The sequence below is a fragment of the Sphingomonas sp. genome (assembly GCF_041661885.1).
Taxonomy (GTDB): domain Bacteria; phylum Pseudomonadota; class Alphaproteobacteria; order Sphingomonadales; family Sphingomonadaceae; genus Sphingomonas.
This window is the reverse complement of the sequence record NZ_JBAZTL010000001.1, coordinates 637,853-653,251: the sequence shown is the minus strand read 5'-3', so window position 1 is coordinate 653,251 and position 15,399 is coordinate 637,853. Positions and strand designations below refer to the sequence as shown.

The following is a 15,399-nucleotide window of genomic DNA, read 5'->3' as shown; positions in this document are numbered from 1 at the left end:
TCAACCGATCAAGCCGGTCAGAGCCTTCCAAAGGCCGAAAGCACGGAGATCGTTGATCGTCACCACCATCATCAGCGTCAAAATCGCCGCCAACCCGCCTCGGAACGCCCATTCCTGCACTTGCGGCGCAACCGGCCTGCGCCGGATCGCCTCGATCGCGTAGAAAAACAAATGGCCGCCGTCCAACAAAGGGACTGGCAAGAGGTTGATGAATCCCAGATTAATCGACACCCCGGCTATGAAAGAGATCAATACCGGCCACCCAAGCGAGAATTGCTCGCCCGACACTTTGGCAATGCGCAGCGGCCCGCCGAGATCATCGACCGAGCGTCGACCGGTGATAACCTGGCCCAATCCTTCAACCGTTGAGCGCAGGATTCGACCGGTCATTTCGACGCCGACGACCGGTGCTTCAAACAGGCCCACCGGATGCGGTACGGGGGTGGTTGGGCCGATGCCGAGCTGCCCCTTCTTGAAACTATTCCCGAAACTGTCGCGCTGCACCGCCGTGCCCAACACCGTCGAACGGCGCACCGCGATTCCCGCATGGTCGTAATCGATCACGACGGGATAGCCCGGTCGCCACACCGCAAATTCGTAAATGTCTTCGAACGTCTCCATTCGGCGCCCGTTGATCGCGGTGATCCTGTCGCCGGTCTGCAACCCGATCGTCGCCGCCGCGCTACCCGGGCTGACCGCACCGACCACGGCTGGCGTGCGATTCACGCCGTAAGTCATCGCGAAGGCCGCAAGAATCGCAATCGCCACGATAAAATTGGTGATCGGACCCGCGCCGACAACAATCGCGCGCTGCCACACCGGGCGCCCCTGCAGGGTCCGCGCACGTTCTTCGGCGGGCAATTCCAGCCATGCCGGATCGGGCTCGCTCGCCGCATTCAGATCGCCTGCAAACTTCACATAGCCGCCCAGCGGCAGCACGCTGAACTTCCAGCGCGTCCCGTGCCGGTCGGTCCAGCCGAACAATTCCCGCCCGAAACCGATCGAAAAAGCATCGATCTTCACGCCGAACACGCGTCCGGCGAGGTAATGCCCCATTTCATGCAGGAAAACGAGCGGGCCGATCACCAGCGCAAAGCCGATAAGGGTAACCAGCAATCCGGGGGAATGGGTCAAGCGACGATATCCTTCACACTCGCCCCTTTTAACGCCCCGCCCCGAACTGCAATCTGCCTGCGTGCCATGTTGCGCGCTTCGGCATCGACTGCGAGAACATCGTTTACGCTTTCCGGTGCTCCCGGATCGTAAGCGGACAAGGTATCTTCGACGATTGCGGCAATTTCGAGGAAGCCGATCTCGCGGTCAAGAAAGGCTGCCACCGCCACCTCATTCGCCGCATTCAGGATGGCCGGGCGCGCACCGCCCGCGTCAAGCGCCGCGCGCGTCAGCCGGATCGCGGGAAAGCGCTCGGCATCGGGGGCTTCGAAATCGAGCCGCCCGATCGCCACCAGATCAAGCGGGGCCATCGGCGTCGCCATGCGGTCGGGCCAGGCAAGGCAATGCGCGATCGGCGTGCGCATGTCGGGCGGGCCCATCTGCGCCAGCACCGAGCCATCGACATAATCGACCAGCGAATGGATCACCGATTGCGGATGGATGACGATTTCGATCGAATCATGCGGCACCGGGAACAATCGCGCCGCCTCGATCAGTTCCAGCCCCTTGTTGAACAAGGTCGCCGAATCGATCGAAATTTTCGCACCCATCGACCAGTTGGGATGCGCGACCGCCTGTTCGGGAGTGACATTGCGCATCGCCTCGGTCGTCCAGGTGCGGAACGGGCCGCCGCTGCACGTCAGGATGATGCGGCGCACCCGCTCGGGCCGGGCGGCATCGAAGCATTGGAAAATCGCATTGTGTTCGGAATCGGCGGGTAACAAGGTCGCGCCATGCCGGGCCGCCGCCGCCAGCACGACATCGCCCGCCGAAACCAGTGGCTCTTTATTGGCGAGGATCACGGTCTTGCCGCCCGCAATCGCGGCCATGACCGGCTCCAGACCAATGCAGCCGACGATCGCGCCCATCGTGATATCGGCCCCAAGGCTTGCCGCCTCGACCACTGCCGAGCGCCCCCCTGCGGTGCCGATGTTGGTGCCCGCGAGCGCCGCGCGCAGTTCGGGCAGACAAGCCTCGTCCGCCACCACGGCCAGCTTCGCGCGCGTGCGGATCGCCGCCGCCGCCAGCCCCGCCACATCGCGATGGGCGGTCAGCGCCAGCACTTCGAACCGGTCCGGCTCGCGCTCGACCAGGTCGAGCGTCGAGGTGCCGATCGAGCCCGTCGCCCCAAGGATCGTTATCGTCTTCACCACCAATACACCTTCGGTAATAGCACCAGCAACGCGGCGACGAGTGCGACCGGCACCAGCCCGTCAAGACGGTCCAACACCCCGCCATGCCCGGGCAGCAGCGTGCCGCTATCCTTTACCCCGGCCTGCCGTTTCAGCCAGCTTTCGTAAAAATCCCCCGCCTGCGCCAATACCGCCAGTATCGGCGTCGCCAGCGTCATGCGCAGCGGCAAGCCGTAGCGATAATGCAGGAACGCAGCGAACAAACTCGCCGCCAGAACGCCACCGACCAGCCCGGCCCAGGTCTTGTTCGGGCTGATCGCGGGCGCGATCTTCGGCCCGCCAATAAGACGGCCTGCGGCATAGGCACCGATATCGCACGCCCATACCAACGCGAGCGCCCACAGCGTGAACAGAATGCCCTCATCCTGCCGCCGGATCACCAGCAACGCCAAGATTGGCAGTCCGACATAGAAAATGCCCTGCGCCAACCCGCGCCGCGCCGTCACGATCACCACGAAAAACGCCGCACCGATCAGCAACCCGAGCGTGAGAAACCCTGGCCCCGCGCCAATCCCCGGCGCCATGATCGCCAGCGGGACCGACAGCGCATATTGCGCGAGCCGCTTGGCCTCATGCGGTGCAGACTGCAGGCCCGCCCATTCGCCCATCATGGCGATGCCGAGCACGGCGCAGAGCAACCAGAACACGACCCCGCCCAGCAAAACGCCCGTCATCGCAACCGCGACCAGCGCGAGCCCGACGATGATGCGCAGCGTCAGATTGGACGGGCCACTCGGCACGGAAGGTGGCGTCACAGGCCCCCGAACCGGCGCTGACGCTGACCGAAGGTTTCCACCGCCGCCGCCAGCGTATCGGCATCGAAGTCGGGCCACAGCGTATCGACGAACAGCAATTCGGCATAGGCCGCCTGCCACAACAGGAAGTTGGACAGACGGACTTCACCCGAAGTGCGAATCAGCAGATCGAGCGGCGGCAGGTCGCGCGTGTCGAGTTCGTTCTCGAACACCGCCTCATCGATCGTCGCCGGATCAAGCGTGCCCGCCTGCGCGCGTTCCGCCAGCCGCCGCGCGGCCGCCGCAATTTCCCCCTGCGCTCCATAATTGAGCGCGATCACCAGAATCGGCCCGGTGTTGATCGAGGTGCGCGCGATTGCGCTATCGATCAGCTCGACCAGATCGGGCGAAAATCGGCGATAATCGCCGATCACCCGCAACCGCACATTGTCGCGCACCATCTCATCAAGGTCATTGCTGATGAACAGCCGCAGCAACCCCATCAGGTCACTGACTTCGCTTTCCGGTCGCCGCCAATTCTCGCTCGAAAAGGCATAGAGCGTCAGCGCCTCTATCCCCATCGCGCGCGCGGCACGCGCGATGCGGCGCACCGCCTCCACCCCCTGTTTATGCCCGGCAACGCGCGGCCAGTGGCGCTTCTTGGCCCAGCGCCCGTTGCCATCCATGATGATCGCGACATGGCGCGGCAACACACCCGCGCTCTTGTCGGTCACCAATTCAGGAGCCGAGGCGGCGAACGGCCTCACTTGCCCAGAATTTCCTTTTCCTTGGCACTGGCAGCGGCATCGATCTCGCCGATCGTCTTGTCGGTCAATTTCTGCACTTCGGTTTCGAGCTTCTTGCGCTCGTCCTCGCCGAACAGGCCCTTCTTTTCATCGATTTTGAGCGAATCCATGCCGTCACGGCGCACGTTGCGCGCGGCGATCCGCGCGTCCTCGGCATATTTGCCAGCGAGCTTGGCCAGCTCCTTGCGGCGCTCCTCGGTCAGATCGGGGATTGGCAAGCGCAGCGTGGTGCCATCGACGATCGGATTGAGCCCAAGCCCGGCCGAACGAATCGCCTTGTCGCACGGGCCGACATTGGACTTGTCCCATACCTGCACCGACAACATCCGCGGCTCGGGCACCGACACCGTCGCCACCTGGTTGAGCGGCATCTGTGCGCCATACACCTCGACCGTGACGGGATCGAGCAGCGAGGTCGATGCACGCCCGGTCCGCAGCCCCCCGAGATCGCCCTTCAGCGACTCGACACTGCCCGCCATGCGGCGTTCGAGATCGGCCTTGTCATAAGCGGCCATGACTTAGTCTCCTGCTATGGTTTGAACGACCGTCGACACACCTTCACCGCGTAGAACCGCGGCGAGATTGCCGGGCTCACGGATGTTGAAGACGACGATCGGGATTTTATTGTCGCGGCACAGCGCGATCGCGCTCGCGTCCATTACCTTGAGATCCTGGGACAGCACGGTGCCGTAACTGACGGTTTCGAAACGCTTGGCGGTCGGCACCAATTTGGGATCCGCGTCATAGACGCCGTCGACCGACGTGCCCTTGAACAGCGCATCGCATTTCATCTCGGCGGCGCGCAGCGCGGCACCGCTGTCGGTGGTGAAGAACGGGCTGCCGACGCCGGCTGCGAAAATGACGATCCGGCCTTTTTCCAGATGGCGTTCGGCGCGGCGGCGAATGAAGGGCTCACACACCGATGCCATCGGGATCGCCGACTGAACGCGCGTCTCGACCCCGATCTTTTCCAGCGCATTCTGCACGGCGAGCGCGTTCATCACCGTCGCCAACATGCCCATATAATCGCCGGTGGCGCGGTCCATGCCGCGCGCGGCACCCGAAATACCCCGGAAGATGTTACCCCCGCCAACAACCACGCACAGTTCATACCCCTGGTGCTTAACATCGGCGATTTCGGCGGCAACACGGGCGATGACGTCGGGGTCGATCGAGAGGCCACCGGCCCCCATCAGGACCTCGCCCGACAATTTCAGCAAAATACGTTTAAAGTGCGGGGTGGTCACGGCATTCCAGACTGCAAAGGATCACGATCGCCCTGGGGGCGGTGCGGCGCGGACCTTATCGGGCACACACCACGATTGGAAGCGCGGAAACCGTGCAGATCGAACACACGAAGGGCCGCACCTCATCGGCACGGCCCCTCGGCATCTTGCAGGCCTCGCGCGCGGGCGGGGCCTTAGCGTTACGCGGTCGGCTGCGGAATGCCCGACGCGGCGGCGACTTCCGCCGCGAAATCGCTCGTTTCCTTCTCGATGCCTTCACCGAGCTGGAAGCGGACATAGTCCTTGAGCACGATCGCAGTGCCGGCGGCCTTGGCGGCATTGGCAACCACGTCCGAAATCTTGGTTTTGCCGTCCATCACCAGCAACTGGCTGACCAGCGCGTTTTCCTTGCGATACTTGGCGATCGCACCGTCGACCATCTTGGCGACGATGTCGGCGGGCTTGCCACTTTCCGCTGCCTTTTCGGTTGCGATCGCGCGCTCACGCGCGACGATTTCGGGGTCGAGACCGTCTTCGTTCAGCGCCAGCGGGAACGCCGCTGCAATGTGCATGGCGATCTGCTTGCCGAGCGGCTCGAGCACATCCTTGCCCGCTTCGCTCTCAAGCGCGACCAGCACGCCGATCTTGCCAAGGCCGGGGGCCTGCGCATTGTGGATGTACGGAACAACCGCGCCAGCCGACACTTCAAGGCGCTTGGCGCGACGCAGGTTCTGGTTCTCGCCGATCGTGGCGATGTTGTTGGTCAGCGTTTCCTCGACGGTCTTTTCACCCAGCGAGGTGGCCTTGATCGTCGCGAGATCGTCACCCAGTTCGAGTGCCACCGAGGTCACGTCGCGAACGAAGGTCTGGAACTGCTCGTTCTTGGCGACGAAATCGGTTTCGGAATTGACTTCGACTGCAGCACCCTTGGTGCCCGACACTTCGACGCCGATCAGGCCTTCCGCCGCAGTGCGGCTGGACTTCTTGGCCGCCGCCGCGAGGCCCTTGGCGCGCAGCCAATCCATCGCCACCGTCATATCGCCATTGGCTTCGGTCAGCGCCTTCTTGCAATCCATCATGCCTGCGCCGCTCTTTTCGCGCAGATCCTTCACCGCGGCTGCCGTGATCTCGGCCATCTTGCTTATCCTTATGCTAAAATCCGTTCGCCCTGAGCCTGTCGGAAGGCTGCTTGCACTCGCCCCGTAAGGGAGGAGGCGAGCAGTGCTTCGACAAGCTCAGCACGAACGGCAATGGGAAGGCCGCTAGGCGACCCTCGTTACAATTCAGCGACGCTTATGCGTCGATCTGGCGCTCACCCTCGGCGGCCAGCTCGGCTTGCAGCGCGGCGTCGGTCGCAGGCGTGATGTCAGCGGCGGCAGCCGGGACAACGCTCAGCGCTTCCTCGGCGGGCGGTGCTTCCATCAAACCGATGTCCTGACGGCGCGAGAGCTGCTCGTTGCCACCACGCGTCGCCGCGATCGCAATCGCTTCACAATACAGGCGAATCGCGCGGCTGGCGTCGTCATTCGCCGGAACCGGGAAGGCGATGCCGTCAGGCGAGACGTTCGAATCGAGGATGGCGACGACCGGGATACCCAGCGTGTTGGCTTCCTTGATCGCCAGCTCTTCCTTGTTCGCGTCGATCACGAACATCACGTCGGGGATGCCGCCCATGTCGCGGATGCCGCCGAGCGACAGCTCAAGCTTGTCGCGCTCACGGGTAAGCTGCAGCACTTCCTTCTTGGTCAGGCCGTGCGTGTCGCCCGAAAGCTGCTCTTCCAACGTCTTCAGGCGCTTGATCGAACCCGAAATGGTCTTCCAGTTGGTGAGCATCCCGCCCAGCCAGCGATGGTTGACGAAATGCTGGCCCGAACGCCGCGCTGCTTCCGCGACGGGCTCCTGCGCCTGGCGCTTGGTGCCGACGAACAGCACCTTGCCGCCAGCGGCAGTCGATGCTGCGACGAATTCGAGCGCGCGCGCGAACAGCGGAACGGTCTGCGACAGATCGAGAATGTGGACGCCGTTGCGGTCGCCAAAGATGTAGGGCTTCATCTTCGGGTTCCAGCGGTGCGTCTGGTGGCCGAAATGCGCGCCCGTTTCGAGCAATTGCTGCATGGAGACGACAGGTGCCGCCATAAGGTAGTTCCTTTCCGGTTGATCCTCTGGGAAGCGAGTAATCCAAACAGAGCGAACCCTGGCCGGACACCGGTGATGTGTGCTTCCCATGCGGTGTGAAGGCGCGCGCTTTATCCGAGACGCCCATGCAAATCAAGTCCGTCAAAGCGCTTGACGACGGAACACAATAAGAACATAACGTGTCCTGGGCGGAACGTGGAACTCGCCACGGCCCGCGAATGTTGCGACTTTGTAGCTCTTCACCGTGATTGAAGGAGTTGAACGATGGCCGTTGTCGGGTTTCTGGTCTTTGCGAGTGCATTCGCCGCGAGCGTCGCTGTGTTGTGGTTCACGCTGATGCCTGCAGTGCCCCGGATCGTTGCGATCCTGCGCGATGGAGCCGATCCGGTCATTGCCCCGCAAATGCAGGCCGTGGTCAGGGAGCCGCGTCTTCGGGCACGGGCGATGCCCGCACCGATGCTGGCGCGGACGCCGTTACGCGCAGCCGCTTGATCCGCGCATAAGCGGCAATGCTGAACGGCAATGTCGCCAGATACGCGGCGCACAGGAAACTGAGCGTGTGCCACGGAGCGGAGATGAGCGCCGCGCCCAGCAGGACGACCACCGCAATCGCCTCGAAGCGAATATTGTTGCGCAGGCGCAGCGACGACCAACTGAAGGTGGCGACGCTCGACACCATCAGTGCCGCCATCAGCGCGACCCAGGGCGCGACGATCAATGGCGAGCGCCACCAGTCGAGCCCCGTCCAGAACCACAAATAGAGGGGCAGCATGGCCAGCCCGGCACCGACCGGGGACGGCGCGCCGGTCAGGAACCCTGCCGATTTATGCGGTTGGTCCACGACATCGATCGCGGCATTGAACCGGGCCAGGCGCAGCGCACAGAACACCGCGAACACCAACGCACACAACCAGCCGACGCGCGGCAGGTCCTTCAGCGACCACAGATACAGAATCAGCGCGGGCGACACGCCGAACGAAATCGCATCCGACAGCGAATCGAGTTCGGCCCCGAAACGACTCTCGCCCCGCACCATGCGCGCAATGCGCCCATCGATTCCGTCGAGCACGCTGGCGATCATCACCATTACCACAGCGGTTTCCCACTGTCCGGAAATCGCAAAGCGGATTCCGGTCAGGCCGGAACACAAAGCGAGCGCGGTAACGGCATTGGGGGCGACCGCGCGCAACGGGAGCCCGCGTGCAGCCCCCTTTCGCGAAGGCGGCTTCATACCCCGACACTCCGTCGCGTCACTGCGCAACCCCGACCGCCGTGGTGCCACCGACCCGACCGAGGATCGTTTCACCCGCCACACTGCGCTGGCCGAGCACCACCTGGCAAGTGCAATCGTCGGGCAGATAGACGTCAAGCCGGCTGCCGAAGCGGATCAACCCGATGCGCTGCCCAGCCGCGACCATGTCGCCCGGCTTGACGAACGGCACGATCCGGCGCGCCAACAACCCGGCAATTTGCGTAAAACCAATGCGCCGCACGGTGCCATCGGCGGCGGGGCGGCCCTCGACCACGATATGCTGGCGCTCATTGTCCTCGCTTGCCTTGTCGAGCTCGGCATTCACGAATTTGCCCGAGATATAGACGACCTGCTTCACCGTCCCCGCAATGGGCGTGCGGTTGATGTGGACGTCGAACACCGACATGAACACCGACACGCGCACCAGCGGCGCATCGCCCAAGCCATTCGGACCGGCCAGCTCGCGCGGCACCGGCACGCGCTGAATCATCGAAACCAGGCCATCGGCGGGCGACACGATCAGGCCCTCGCCGCTCGGCGTTACGCGGACGGGATCGCGGAAGAACAAGGCGACCCACAACGTGATGCCAATCAACGGCCACGCCACGAACCAGCCGAACCAGACCAACGCAACCAGCGCGATCACCCCGGCGATCGCGACATATTTGCGCCCTTCGGGGTGCAAATCGGGGATGCGCCATTTCACGGCTTCGGCGGGCGGATTTGGCGTTTCTGGTGGAAGCATCCCCCTTCCCTACCCCACGGCTTACCGCGCGACAATCATCATCCCGCGCCCCTCTCGTTCCGCACCGGGTTGATCGCCGCGCGCCATGCTCCTAGACGCAGCGGAAACCCCCTTAGGAAAGATCGTAATGGCGAAGATCAAGGTGAAGACGCCCGTCGTGGAAATCGATGGCGATGAGATGACGCGGATCATCTGGCAGTGGATCCGTGAGCGGCTCATCCTCCCCTATCTCGACATCGATCTGGAATATTACGACCTCGGCATGATGAGCCGCGATGCGACCGACGACAAGATCACGGTCGATTCCGCCAAGGCGATCCAGAAATATGGCGTCGGCGTAAAATGCGCAACGATCACCCCCGACGAAGCGCGCGTCGAGGAATTTGGCCTGAAGAAGATGTGGAAGTCGCCCAACGGCACGATCCGCAACATCCTCGGCGGCACCATCTTCCGCGAACCGATCGTTATCAAGAACGTCCCCCGCCTGATCCCGGGCTGGACGCATCCGATCGTCGTTGGCCGCCACGCCTTCGGCGATCAGTATCGCGCGACCGACTTCCTCGTCCCCGGCCCGGGCAAGCTGCGCCTGGTGTTCGACGGCGATGACGGCGAAGTGATCGACCGCGAAGTGTTCCAATTCCCCTCGGCGGGCGTCGCGCTGGCGATGTACAACCTCGACGATTCGATCCGCGATTTCGCGCGCGCCTCGATGCACTATGGCCTGAACCTGAAATGGCCGGTGTACCTGTCGACCAAGAACACCATCCTCAAGGCGTATGACGGCCGCTTCAAGGACCTGTTCGCCGAAGTGTTCGAGACTGAGTTCAAGGACAAGTTCAAGGAAGCGGGCATTGTTTACGAACATCGCCTGATCGACGACATGGTCGCCTCGGCACTCAAGTGGCACGGCGAATTTGTCTGGGCGTGCAAGAATTATGATGGCGACGTGCAGTCGGACCAGGTCGCACAGGGCTTTGGTTCGCTTGGCCTGATGACCTCGGTGCTGCTCACGCCCGACGGCAAGACGGTCGAAGCGGAAGCCGCCCACGGCACCGTTACGCGCCATTACCGCCAGCACGAGCAAGGCAAGGCAACTTCGACCAACCCGATTGCGTCGATCTTCGCCTGGACCGGCGGTCTGAAATATCGCGGCAAGTTCGACGGCACGCCCGAGGTGACGCAGTTCGCCGAGACGCTGGAGCGCGTCTGCATCCAGACCGTCGAAAATGGCCACATGACCAAGGACCTCGCGCTGTTGATCGGCCCAGATCAGCCGTGGATGACGACCGAACAATTCTTCGAACAGGTTCGCGTCAACCTCGAACAGGCAATGGGCGCCTCGGCTTAAGCCACGCGCCATCGGCACGGCGGTCACCGCGTCCCATTCAACGGACCGGTGACCGTCGAGCCCCCCTTTTCACGCGACTCATCGTCGCCACCGTCAGTCAAAAGCTGACAAGCCGCCCATGTACTGCGTACAGTAGCAGCATGGCATCTCCCCTAAACTCCACCGGTTTCAGCGACGCCCTCGTCATCCTCGGGGCGGCGGGTTTGGTAATTCCCGCTTTCGCGCGTGCGAAGATCAGCCCGGTGATCGGCTTTATTCTGGTCGGTTTGCTGGTCGGTCCAGCGGGGCTGGGCGCACTCGTCCCCAGCTATCCCTGGCTTTACCACATCACCATTTCCAATCCCCACGCGATCGAGCCCTTTGCCGAGTTCGGCATCGTGCTGCTGCTGTTTTCGATCGGACTTGAGCTGTCCTTCAAACGCTTATGGTCGATGCGCCGACTCGTTTTCGGCACGGGTGCGGCGGAATTGATTGGATCGGGGCTGATTCTCGGCACCGGTCTGCATCTGCTGACGGACGTGCCGTGGACGGGATCGTTCGCGCTGGGCATTGCGCTTGCGCTCTCATCGACCGCGCTGGTGCTGCCGATTGCGGGCACATCGAGCCCGGTTGGACGTACTGCCTTCGCGATGCTGCTGTTCGAGGATTTGGCGCTGGTGCCGATCATCTTCATCCTCGGAGCGCTGGGGCCGATGGCGGCGGCGGGCGGCTGGATGGGGTTTGCACGCGTCGGCGGCGGCGCGATCCTGACCGTCGCGATCCTGTTCGTTGGCGGGCGCTTCTTCCTGCCCAAATTGTTCGCCCAGGCGGCGCGCACCAAGAGCCCGGAACTGTTCCTCGCAGCGTCATTGCTGGTGGTCATCGTCGCCAGCCTGGCGACGACGGCAGCCGGACTCTCCCCTATCGTCGGTGCGCTGATCGCCGGGCTGCTGATCGCCGAGACCAATTACCACAGCGAAGTCGAGGTGATGACCGCGCCGTTCAAGGGGCTGGCGCTCGGCGTATTTCTCATCACCGTCGGCATGAGTGTCGATCTCGGCGCGATCCTCGCCAATTGGGGATCGTATTTCCTCGCCATCGTCGGGGTGGTCGCGGTCAAGGCGCTGGTCACCTTCGGTTTGCTGCGGCTGGCGGGCATCCGTGGTGGGGTGGCGGCGGAAACGGGCATGTTAATGGGGAGCCCGTCCGAAACCACGCTGATTGTGCTCGGAGCAGCGGGCCAGGCGCAACTGCTTGCCCCGGGGCTCGCCAGCTTCTGGCAGACCGTCACCGCAATCGGCCTGACGATCACCCCTTTGCTTGCCTTGCTCGGCAAGCGTGCGGCCAAGCGGATCGAGCGCCGTCAGGGTGATTCGCCCGAAGCAGCGATCCCGGAGGAAGGCCCCGGCACCGTTGTGATCGGCTTTGGCCGCGTCGGGCGGATGGTGTGCGACATGCTCACGGTCCACGGCCAGCCCTATGTCGCGGTGGAGGCTGATATCGACGCGGTGAAGGCGGCGCGTACCGATGGCTATCCGGTGATCTTTGGCGATGTTGTGCGAACGGAACTGGTCGACCGGCTCAATCTTGGCCGCGCGCGGGCGCTGATCCTGACGATGGACGATCCGGTGCTGAGCGTTGCCCTCACGCGGCGGGTCCGTGGCTGGGTACCCAACCTGACGATCATCGCGCGCGCCCGCGACACCGCCCATGCCGCCGAACTCTACAAAGCAGGGGCGAGCGACGCGGTGCCCGAGACGCTGGAAAGCTCGCTGCAATTGGCCGAGGCAGTGCTGACCGATCTCGGCGTCGCGGTCGGCCCTGTGATCGTTTCGATCCACGAAAAGCGGGCCGAATTGCGCCAGGAGATCAAGGCCGCCGCCGATCTGGAGGTCGCGCCGCGTCTGATCCGCGCACGCCTGCGCAAGGACTAACCGCCGCAGCCAACCACGGCTGCGGCGTAAACGCTTAGCTTGCCAGCGCCGACTTCACCGCAGTGACTGCCTCGGCACCCTTGGCGCCATCCGGCCCGCCGCCCTGAGCCATATCCGGGCGGCCACCGCCACCCTGCCCGCCCAGCGTCGCCACCGCGATCTTAAGCAGATCGACCGCACTGCGCGTCGCGACGAGATCGGCGGTTACGCCGACCGCGACCGAGGCGCGGCCCTCATTGACCGCGACAATCATCGCAATGCCCGAACCGACGCGCTGCTTCATCTCATCCACCGCGCCGCGCAGGCCCTTGGGGTCGAGCCCCTCGACCACCTGGCCCAGGAACTGCACGCCGCCAATCTCCTCCGGCCCCGCCGCAGCCGCACCGGCCCCGCCGCCCAGCGCCAGCGCCTTCTTGGCTTCTGCGAGTTCACGCTCCAGCCGCCGCCGATCCTCGACCAAAGCGGCCACGCGCGCGGGCACTTCGTCGGGCGAGGATTTCAGCGCCGTCGCCGCCTCACGTAATTTCTCGTCGCGCGAAGTGAGGTAGGACCGTGCCGCCTCACCCGTCAGCGCCTCGACGCGGCGCACACCGCTCGACACCGCGCCTTCGCTCACCACAGTGAACAAGCCAATGTCGCCCAGCGCGCGGACATGCGTGCCGCCGCACAGTTCGAGCGAATAGATCTCGTCGCCTTCCTGCCCCATCGAGACGACGCGCACTTCGTCGCCATATTTCTCGCCAAACAGCGCCATCGCGCCTTCCGCGATCGCTTCGTCGGGCGTCATCAACCGCGTCGTCACCGGACCATTGGCGCGAATCTGGTGGTTTACGTCAGCCTCAACCTGCGCCAGCGCGGCGGGATCGATCGCGGTCGGTTGCGAAAAGTCGAAGCGCAGCCGCTCGGGCGCGACCATGCTACCCTTTTGCGCGACGTGTAGCCCCAGCCGCTGCCGCAGCGCCTCGTGCAGCAAGTGCGTCGCCGAATGGTTCGCGCGAATCCGGTCGCGCCGCCCGCTGTCGATCGTCAAATGCAGCGCATCGCCAATCGCGATCTCGCCTTGCTCGATCTTCGCCTGATGCGCGAACAGGCGGCCGAGATATTTGCGCGTATCCTCGACATGCGCCAGCACGCCGCTTGCCGTCAGCGTGCCGGTATCGCCGACTTGCCCGCCGCTCTCGGCATAAAAGGGCGTCTGGTTGACGATGATCTCGACCGTCTCGCCCGGCCCGGCGCGCTCGACCCGCGCGCCATCCTTGACGATCGCGACGACCTGGCCCTCGCCCTCTTCGCTGGCATAGCCGATGAACTCGGTGCTGCCGCTTGCCTCGGCAATGTCGAACCACACGTCATCCGACGCGCGCTGGCCCGATCCCTTCCACGCGGCTCGCGCGGCGCGCTTCTGCTCGGCCATCGTAGTGTCGAACCCTGCGCGATCGATCCCGAAGCCCTGGCGCCGCAACGCATCCTCGGTCAGATCATACGGAAAGCCGAACGTGTCGTAGAGCTTGAACGCGGTCTCGCCCGGCAGCGTGTCGCCTTCGGCCATCCCTGCGGTCGCCTCTTCCAGCAGCCGCAAACCGTTGACCAAAGTGCGGCGGAACTGCGTTTCCTCCTGCAGCAAGGTCGATTCGATCGACGCCTGCGCACGCACCAACTCAGGGTAAGCCGCGCCCATTTCGGAAACCAAGGCCGGCACCAGCCGGTGCATCAACGGCTCCTTTGCGCCCAGCAAATGCGCATGGCGCATCGCGCGGCGCATGATCCGGCGCAGCACATAACCGCGGCCCTCATTGGCGGGCAGCACGCCATCGGCCACCAGAAAGCCCGACGAGCGCAAATGATCGGCAATCACGCGGTGGCTCGCCTGTGTCTCGGGCGTCAGCGGCGCGCCCGACAACGCGACCGAGGCCGCGATCAGCGCCTTGAAGGTGTCGGTATCATAATTGTCGTGCACGCCCTGCAGCACGGCGGCCACGCGCTCCAGCCCCATGCCGGTGTCGATCGACGGGCGCGGCAGCGGCGTGCGCGTGCCATCGGCAGCCTGATCGAACTGCATGAAGACGAGGTTCCAGATCTCGACGAAACGGTCGCCATCTTCCTCGGGGCTTCCCGGCGGGCCACCATAAATATGGTCGCCATGATCGAAGAAGATTTCCGAACACGGACCACACGGGCCGGTGTCGCCCATCGACCAGAAATTGTCGTTGGTGGCGATGCGGATGATGCGCTCTTCCGGCAATCCGGCGATCCGCTTCCACAAATCGAACGCTTCGTCATCAGTGTGATAGACGGTGACGGTCAGCCGGTTGGGGTCGATCCCCCATTCCTTGGTCAACAAATTCCAGGCGAGCGTGATCGCGCGTTCCTTGAAATAATCGCCGAACGAGAAATTACCGAGCATCTCGAAAAAGGTGTGATGCCGCGCGGTATAGCCGACATTGTCGAGGTCATTATGCTTGCCGCCCGCACGCACCGATTTCTGCGAGGACGTCGCGGTCGAATAGGGCCGCGTTTCCAGGCCCGTAAACACGTTCTTGAACGGCACCATCCCGGCATTGACGAACATCAGCGTCGGGTCGTTCTGCGGCACCAGCGGTGCGGAGGCGACCTTCGCATGGCCATTGGCCGCGAAATATTCGAGGAAGCTGCGACGAATGTCGTTGGTCGAGAGCGAGAGCTGGGTCATGCGCGGTGCTTAGGCGAGCGCGCGCCTTAGCTCAAGCGGGGCCCGGTTCGTCGCGGCCAGCAATTTTGACGGAAGGCGGAACCTCCAATTCGCGTGTCCCCGGCGAAGGCCGGGAAAATCCGGTTCTCCGCGACGAGGGATTCGAGGAGCGCATCCGATCACGATCCCGCGCCGCCGCAGCCCC

The 15,399-nt window shown here is 63.9% G+C and carries 13 protein-coding genes; 2 read left to right on the top strand and 11 right to left on the bottom strand.

What is annotated here, in order from left to right; translation table 11 throughout:
• From WC704_RS03230 to WC704_RS03185, 10 genes are all read right to left on the bottom strand, one after another.
• Positions 1–1,134: an RIP metalloprotease gene (locus tag WC704_RS03230; protein WP_372888528.1), complete on the bottom strand. Its 1,134-nt coding sequence runs from the start codon at positions 1,132–1,134 to the stop codon at positions 1–3.
• Positions 1,131–2,324, bottom strand: a complete 1,194-nt coding sequence (locus tag WC704_RS03225) for a 1-deoxy-D-xylulose-5-phosphate reductoisomerase (protein ID WP_372888722.1) — start codon at positions 2,322–2,324, stop codon at positions 1,131–1,133. Before WC704_RS03225 ends, WC704_RS03230 begins: the two co-directional genes overlap by 4 nt.
• Positions 2,321–3,121, bottom strand: coding sequence for a phosphatidate cytidylyltransferase (locus WC704_RS03220; RefSeq protein ID WP_372888527.1), 801 nt, complete (start codon positions 3,119–3,121; stop codon positions 2,321–2,323). The genes WC704_RS03225 and WC704_RS03220 overlap by 4 nt, the downstream gene beginning before the upstream one ends.
• Positions 3,118–3,867 (bottom strand): isoprenyl transferase, encoded by a 750-nt coding sequence (locus tag WC704_RS03215; RefSeq protein ID WP_372888526.1) that lies wholly within the window; start codon positions 3,865–3,867, stop codon positions 3,118–3,120. Before WC704_RS03215 ends, WC704_RS03220 begins: the two co-directional genes overlap by 4 nt.
• Positions 3,864–4,421, bottom strand: a complete 558-nt coding sequence (frr, locus tag WC704_RS03210) for a ribosome recycling factor (RefSeq protein ID WP_372888525.1) — start codon at positions 4,419–4,421, stop codon at positions 3,864–3,866. The genes WC704_RS03215 and frr overlap by 4 nt, the downstream gene beginning before the upstream one ends.
• A gap of 3 nt (positions 4,422–4,424) precedes the next feature.
• Positions 4,425–5,153 (bottom strand): UMP kinase, encoded by a 729-nt coding sequence (gene pyrH, locus WC704_RS03205; protein WP_372888524.1) that lies wholly within the window; start codon positions 5,151–5,153, stop codon positions 4,425–4,427.
• A gap of 179 nt (positions 5,154–5,332) precedes the next feature.
• Complete coding sequence (gene tsf, locus WC704_RS03200) at positions 5,333–6,268, bottom strand: translation elongation factor Ts (RefSeq protein WP_372888523.1); 936 nt, start codon at positions 6,266–6,268, stop codon at positions 5,333–5,335.
• Positions 6,269–6,425: 157 nt separating this feature from the next.
• The gene (rpsB, locus tag WC704_RS03195; protein ID WP_372888522.1) at positions 6,426–7,268 is read right to left on the bottom strand and encodes a 30S ribosomal protein S2; all 843 of its coding nucleotides are present in this window, start codon (positions 7,266–7,268) and stop codon (positions 6,426–6,428) included.
• Positions 7,269–7,683: 415 nt separating this feature from the next.
• The gene (locus WC704_RS03190; protein WP_372888520.1) at positions 7,684–8,499 is read right to left on the bottom strand and encodes a phosphatidylcholine/phosphatidylserine synthase; all 816 of its coding nucleotides are present in this window, start codon (positions 8,497–8,499) and stop codon (positions 7,684–7,686) included.
• A 19-nt stretch (positions 8,500–8,518) separates the two neighbouring features.
• A complete protein-coding gene (locus WC704_RS03185; protein WP_372888519.1) occupies positions 8,519–9,265 on the bottom strand; it encodes a phosphatidylserine decarboxylase in 747 nt (248 codons plus the stop codon).
• A gap of 127 nt (positions 9,266–9,392) precedes the next feature.
• On the opposite strand from WC704_RS03185, the gene WC704_RS03180 reads away from it, so the two are divergent.
• A complete protein-coding gene (locus WC704_RS03180) occupies positions 9,393–10,613 on the top strand; it encodes an NADP-dependent isocitrate dehydrogenase (protein ID WP_372888518.1) in 1,221 nt (406 codons plus the stop codon).
• A gap of 140 nt (positions 10,614–10,753) precedes the next feature.
• On the top strand, positions 10,754–12,526 hold the full coding sequence (locus tag WC704_RS03175; RefSeq protein WP_372888517.1) for a cation:proton antiporter: 1,773 nt from the start codon (positions 10,754–10,756) through the stop codon (positions 12,524–12,526).
• A gap of 34 nt (positions 12,527–12,560) precedes the next feature.
• Here WC704_RS03175 and alaS read toward each other — a convergent pair whose 3' ends face one another.
• Positions 12,561–15,215, bottom strand: a complete 2,655-nt coding sequence (gene alaS, locus WC704_RS03170) for an alanine--tRNA ligase (RefSeq protein WP_372888516.1) — start codon at positions 15,213–15,215, stop codon at positions 12,561–12,563.
• Positions 15,216–15,399: the final 184 nt, after the last annotated feature.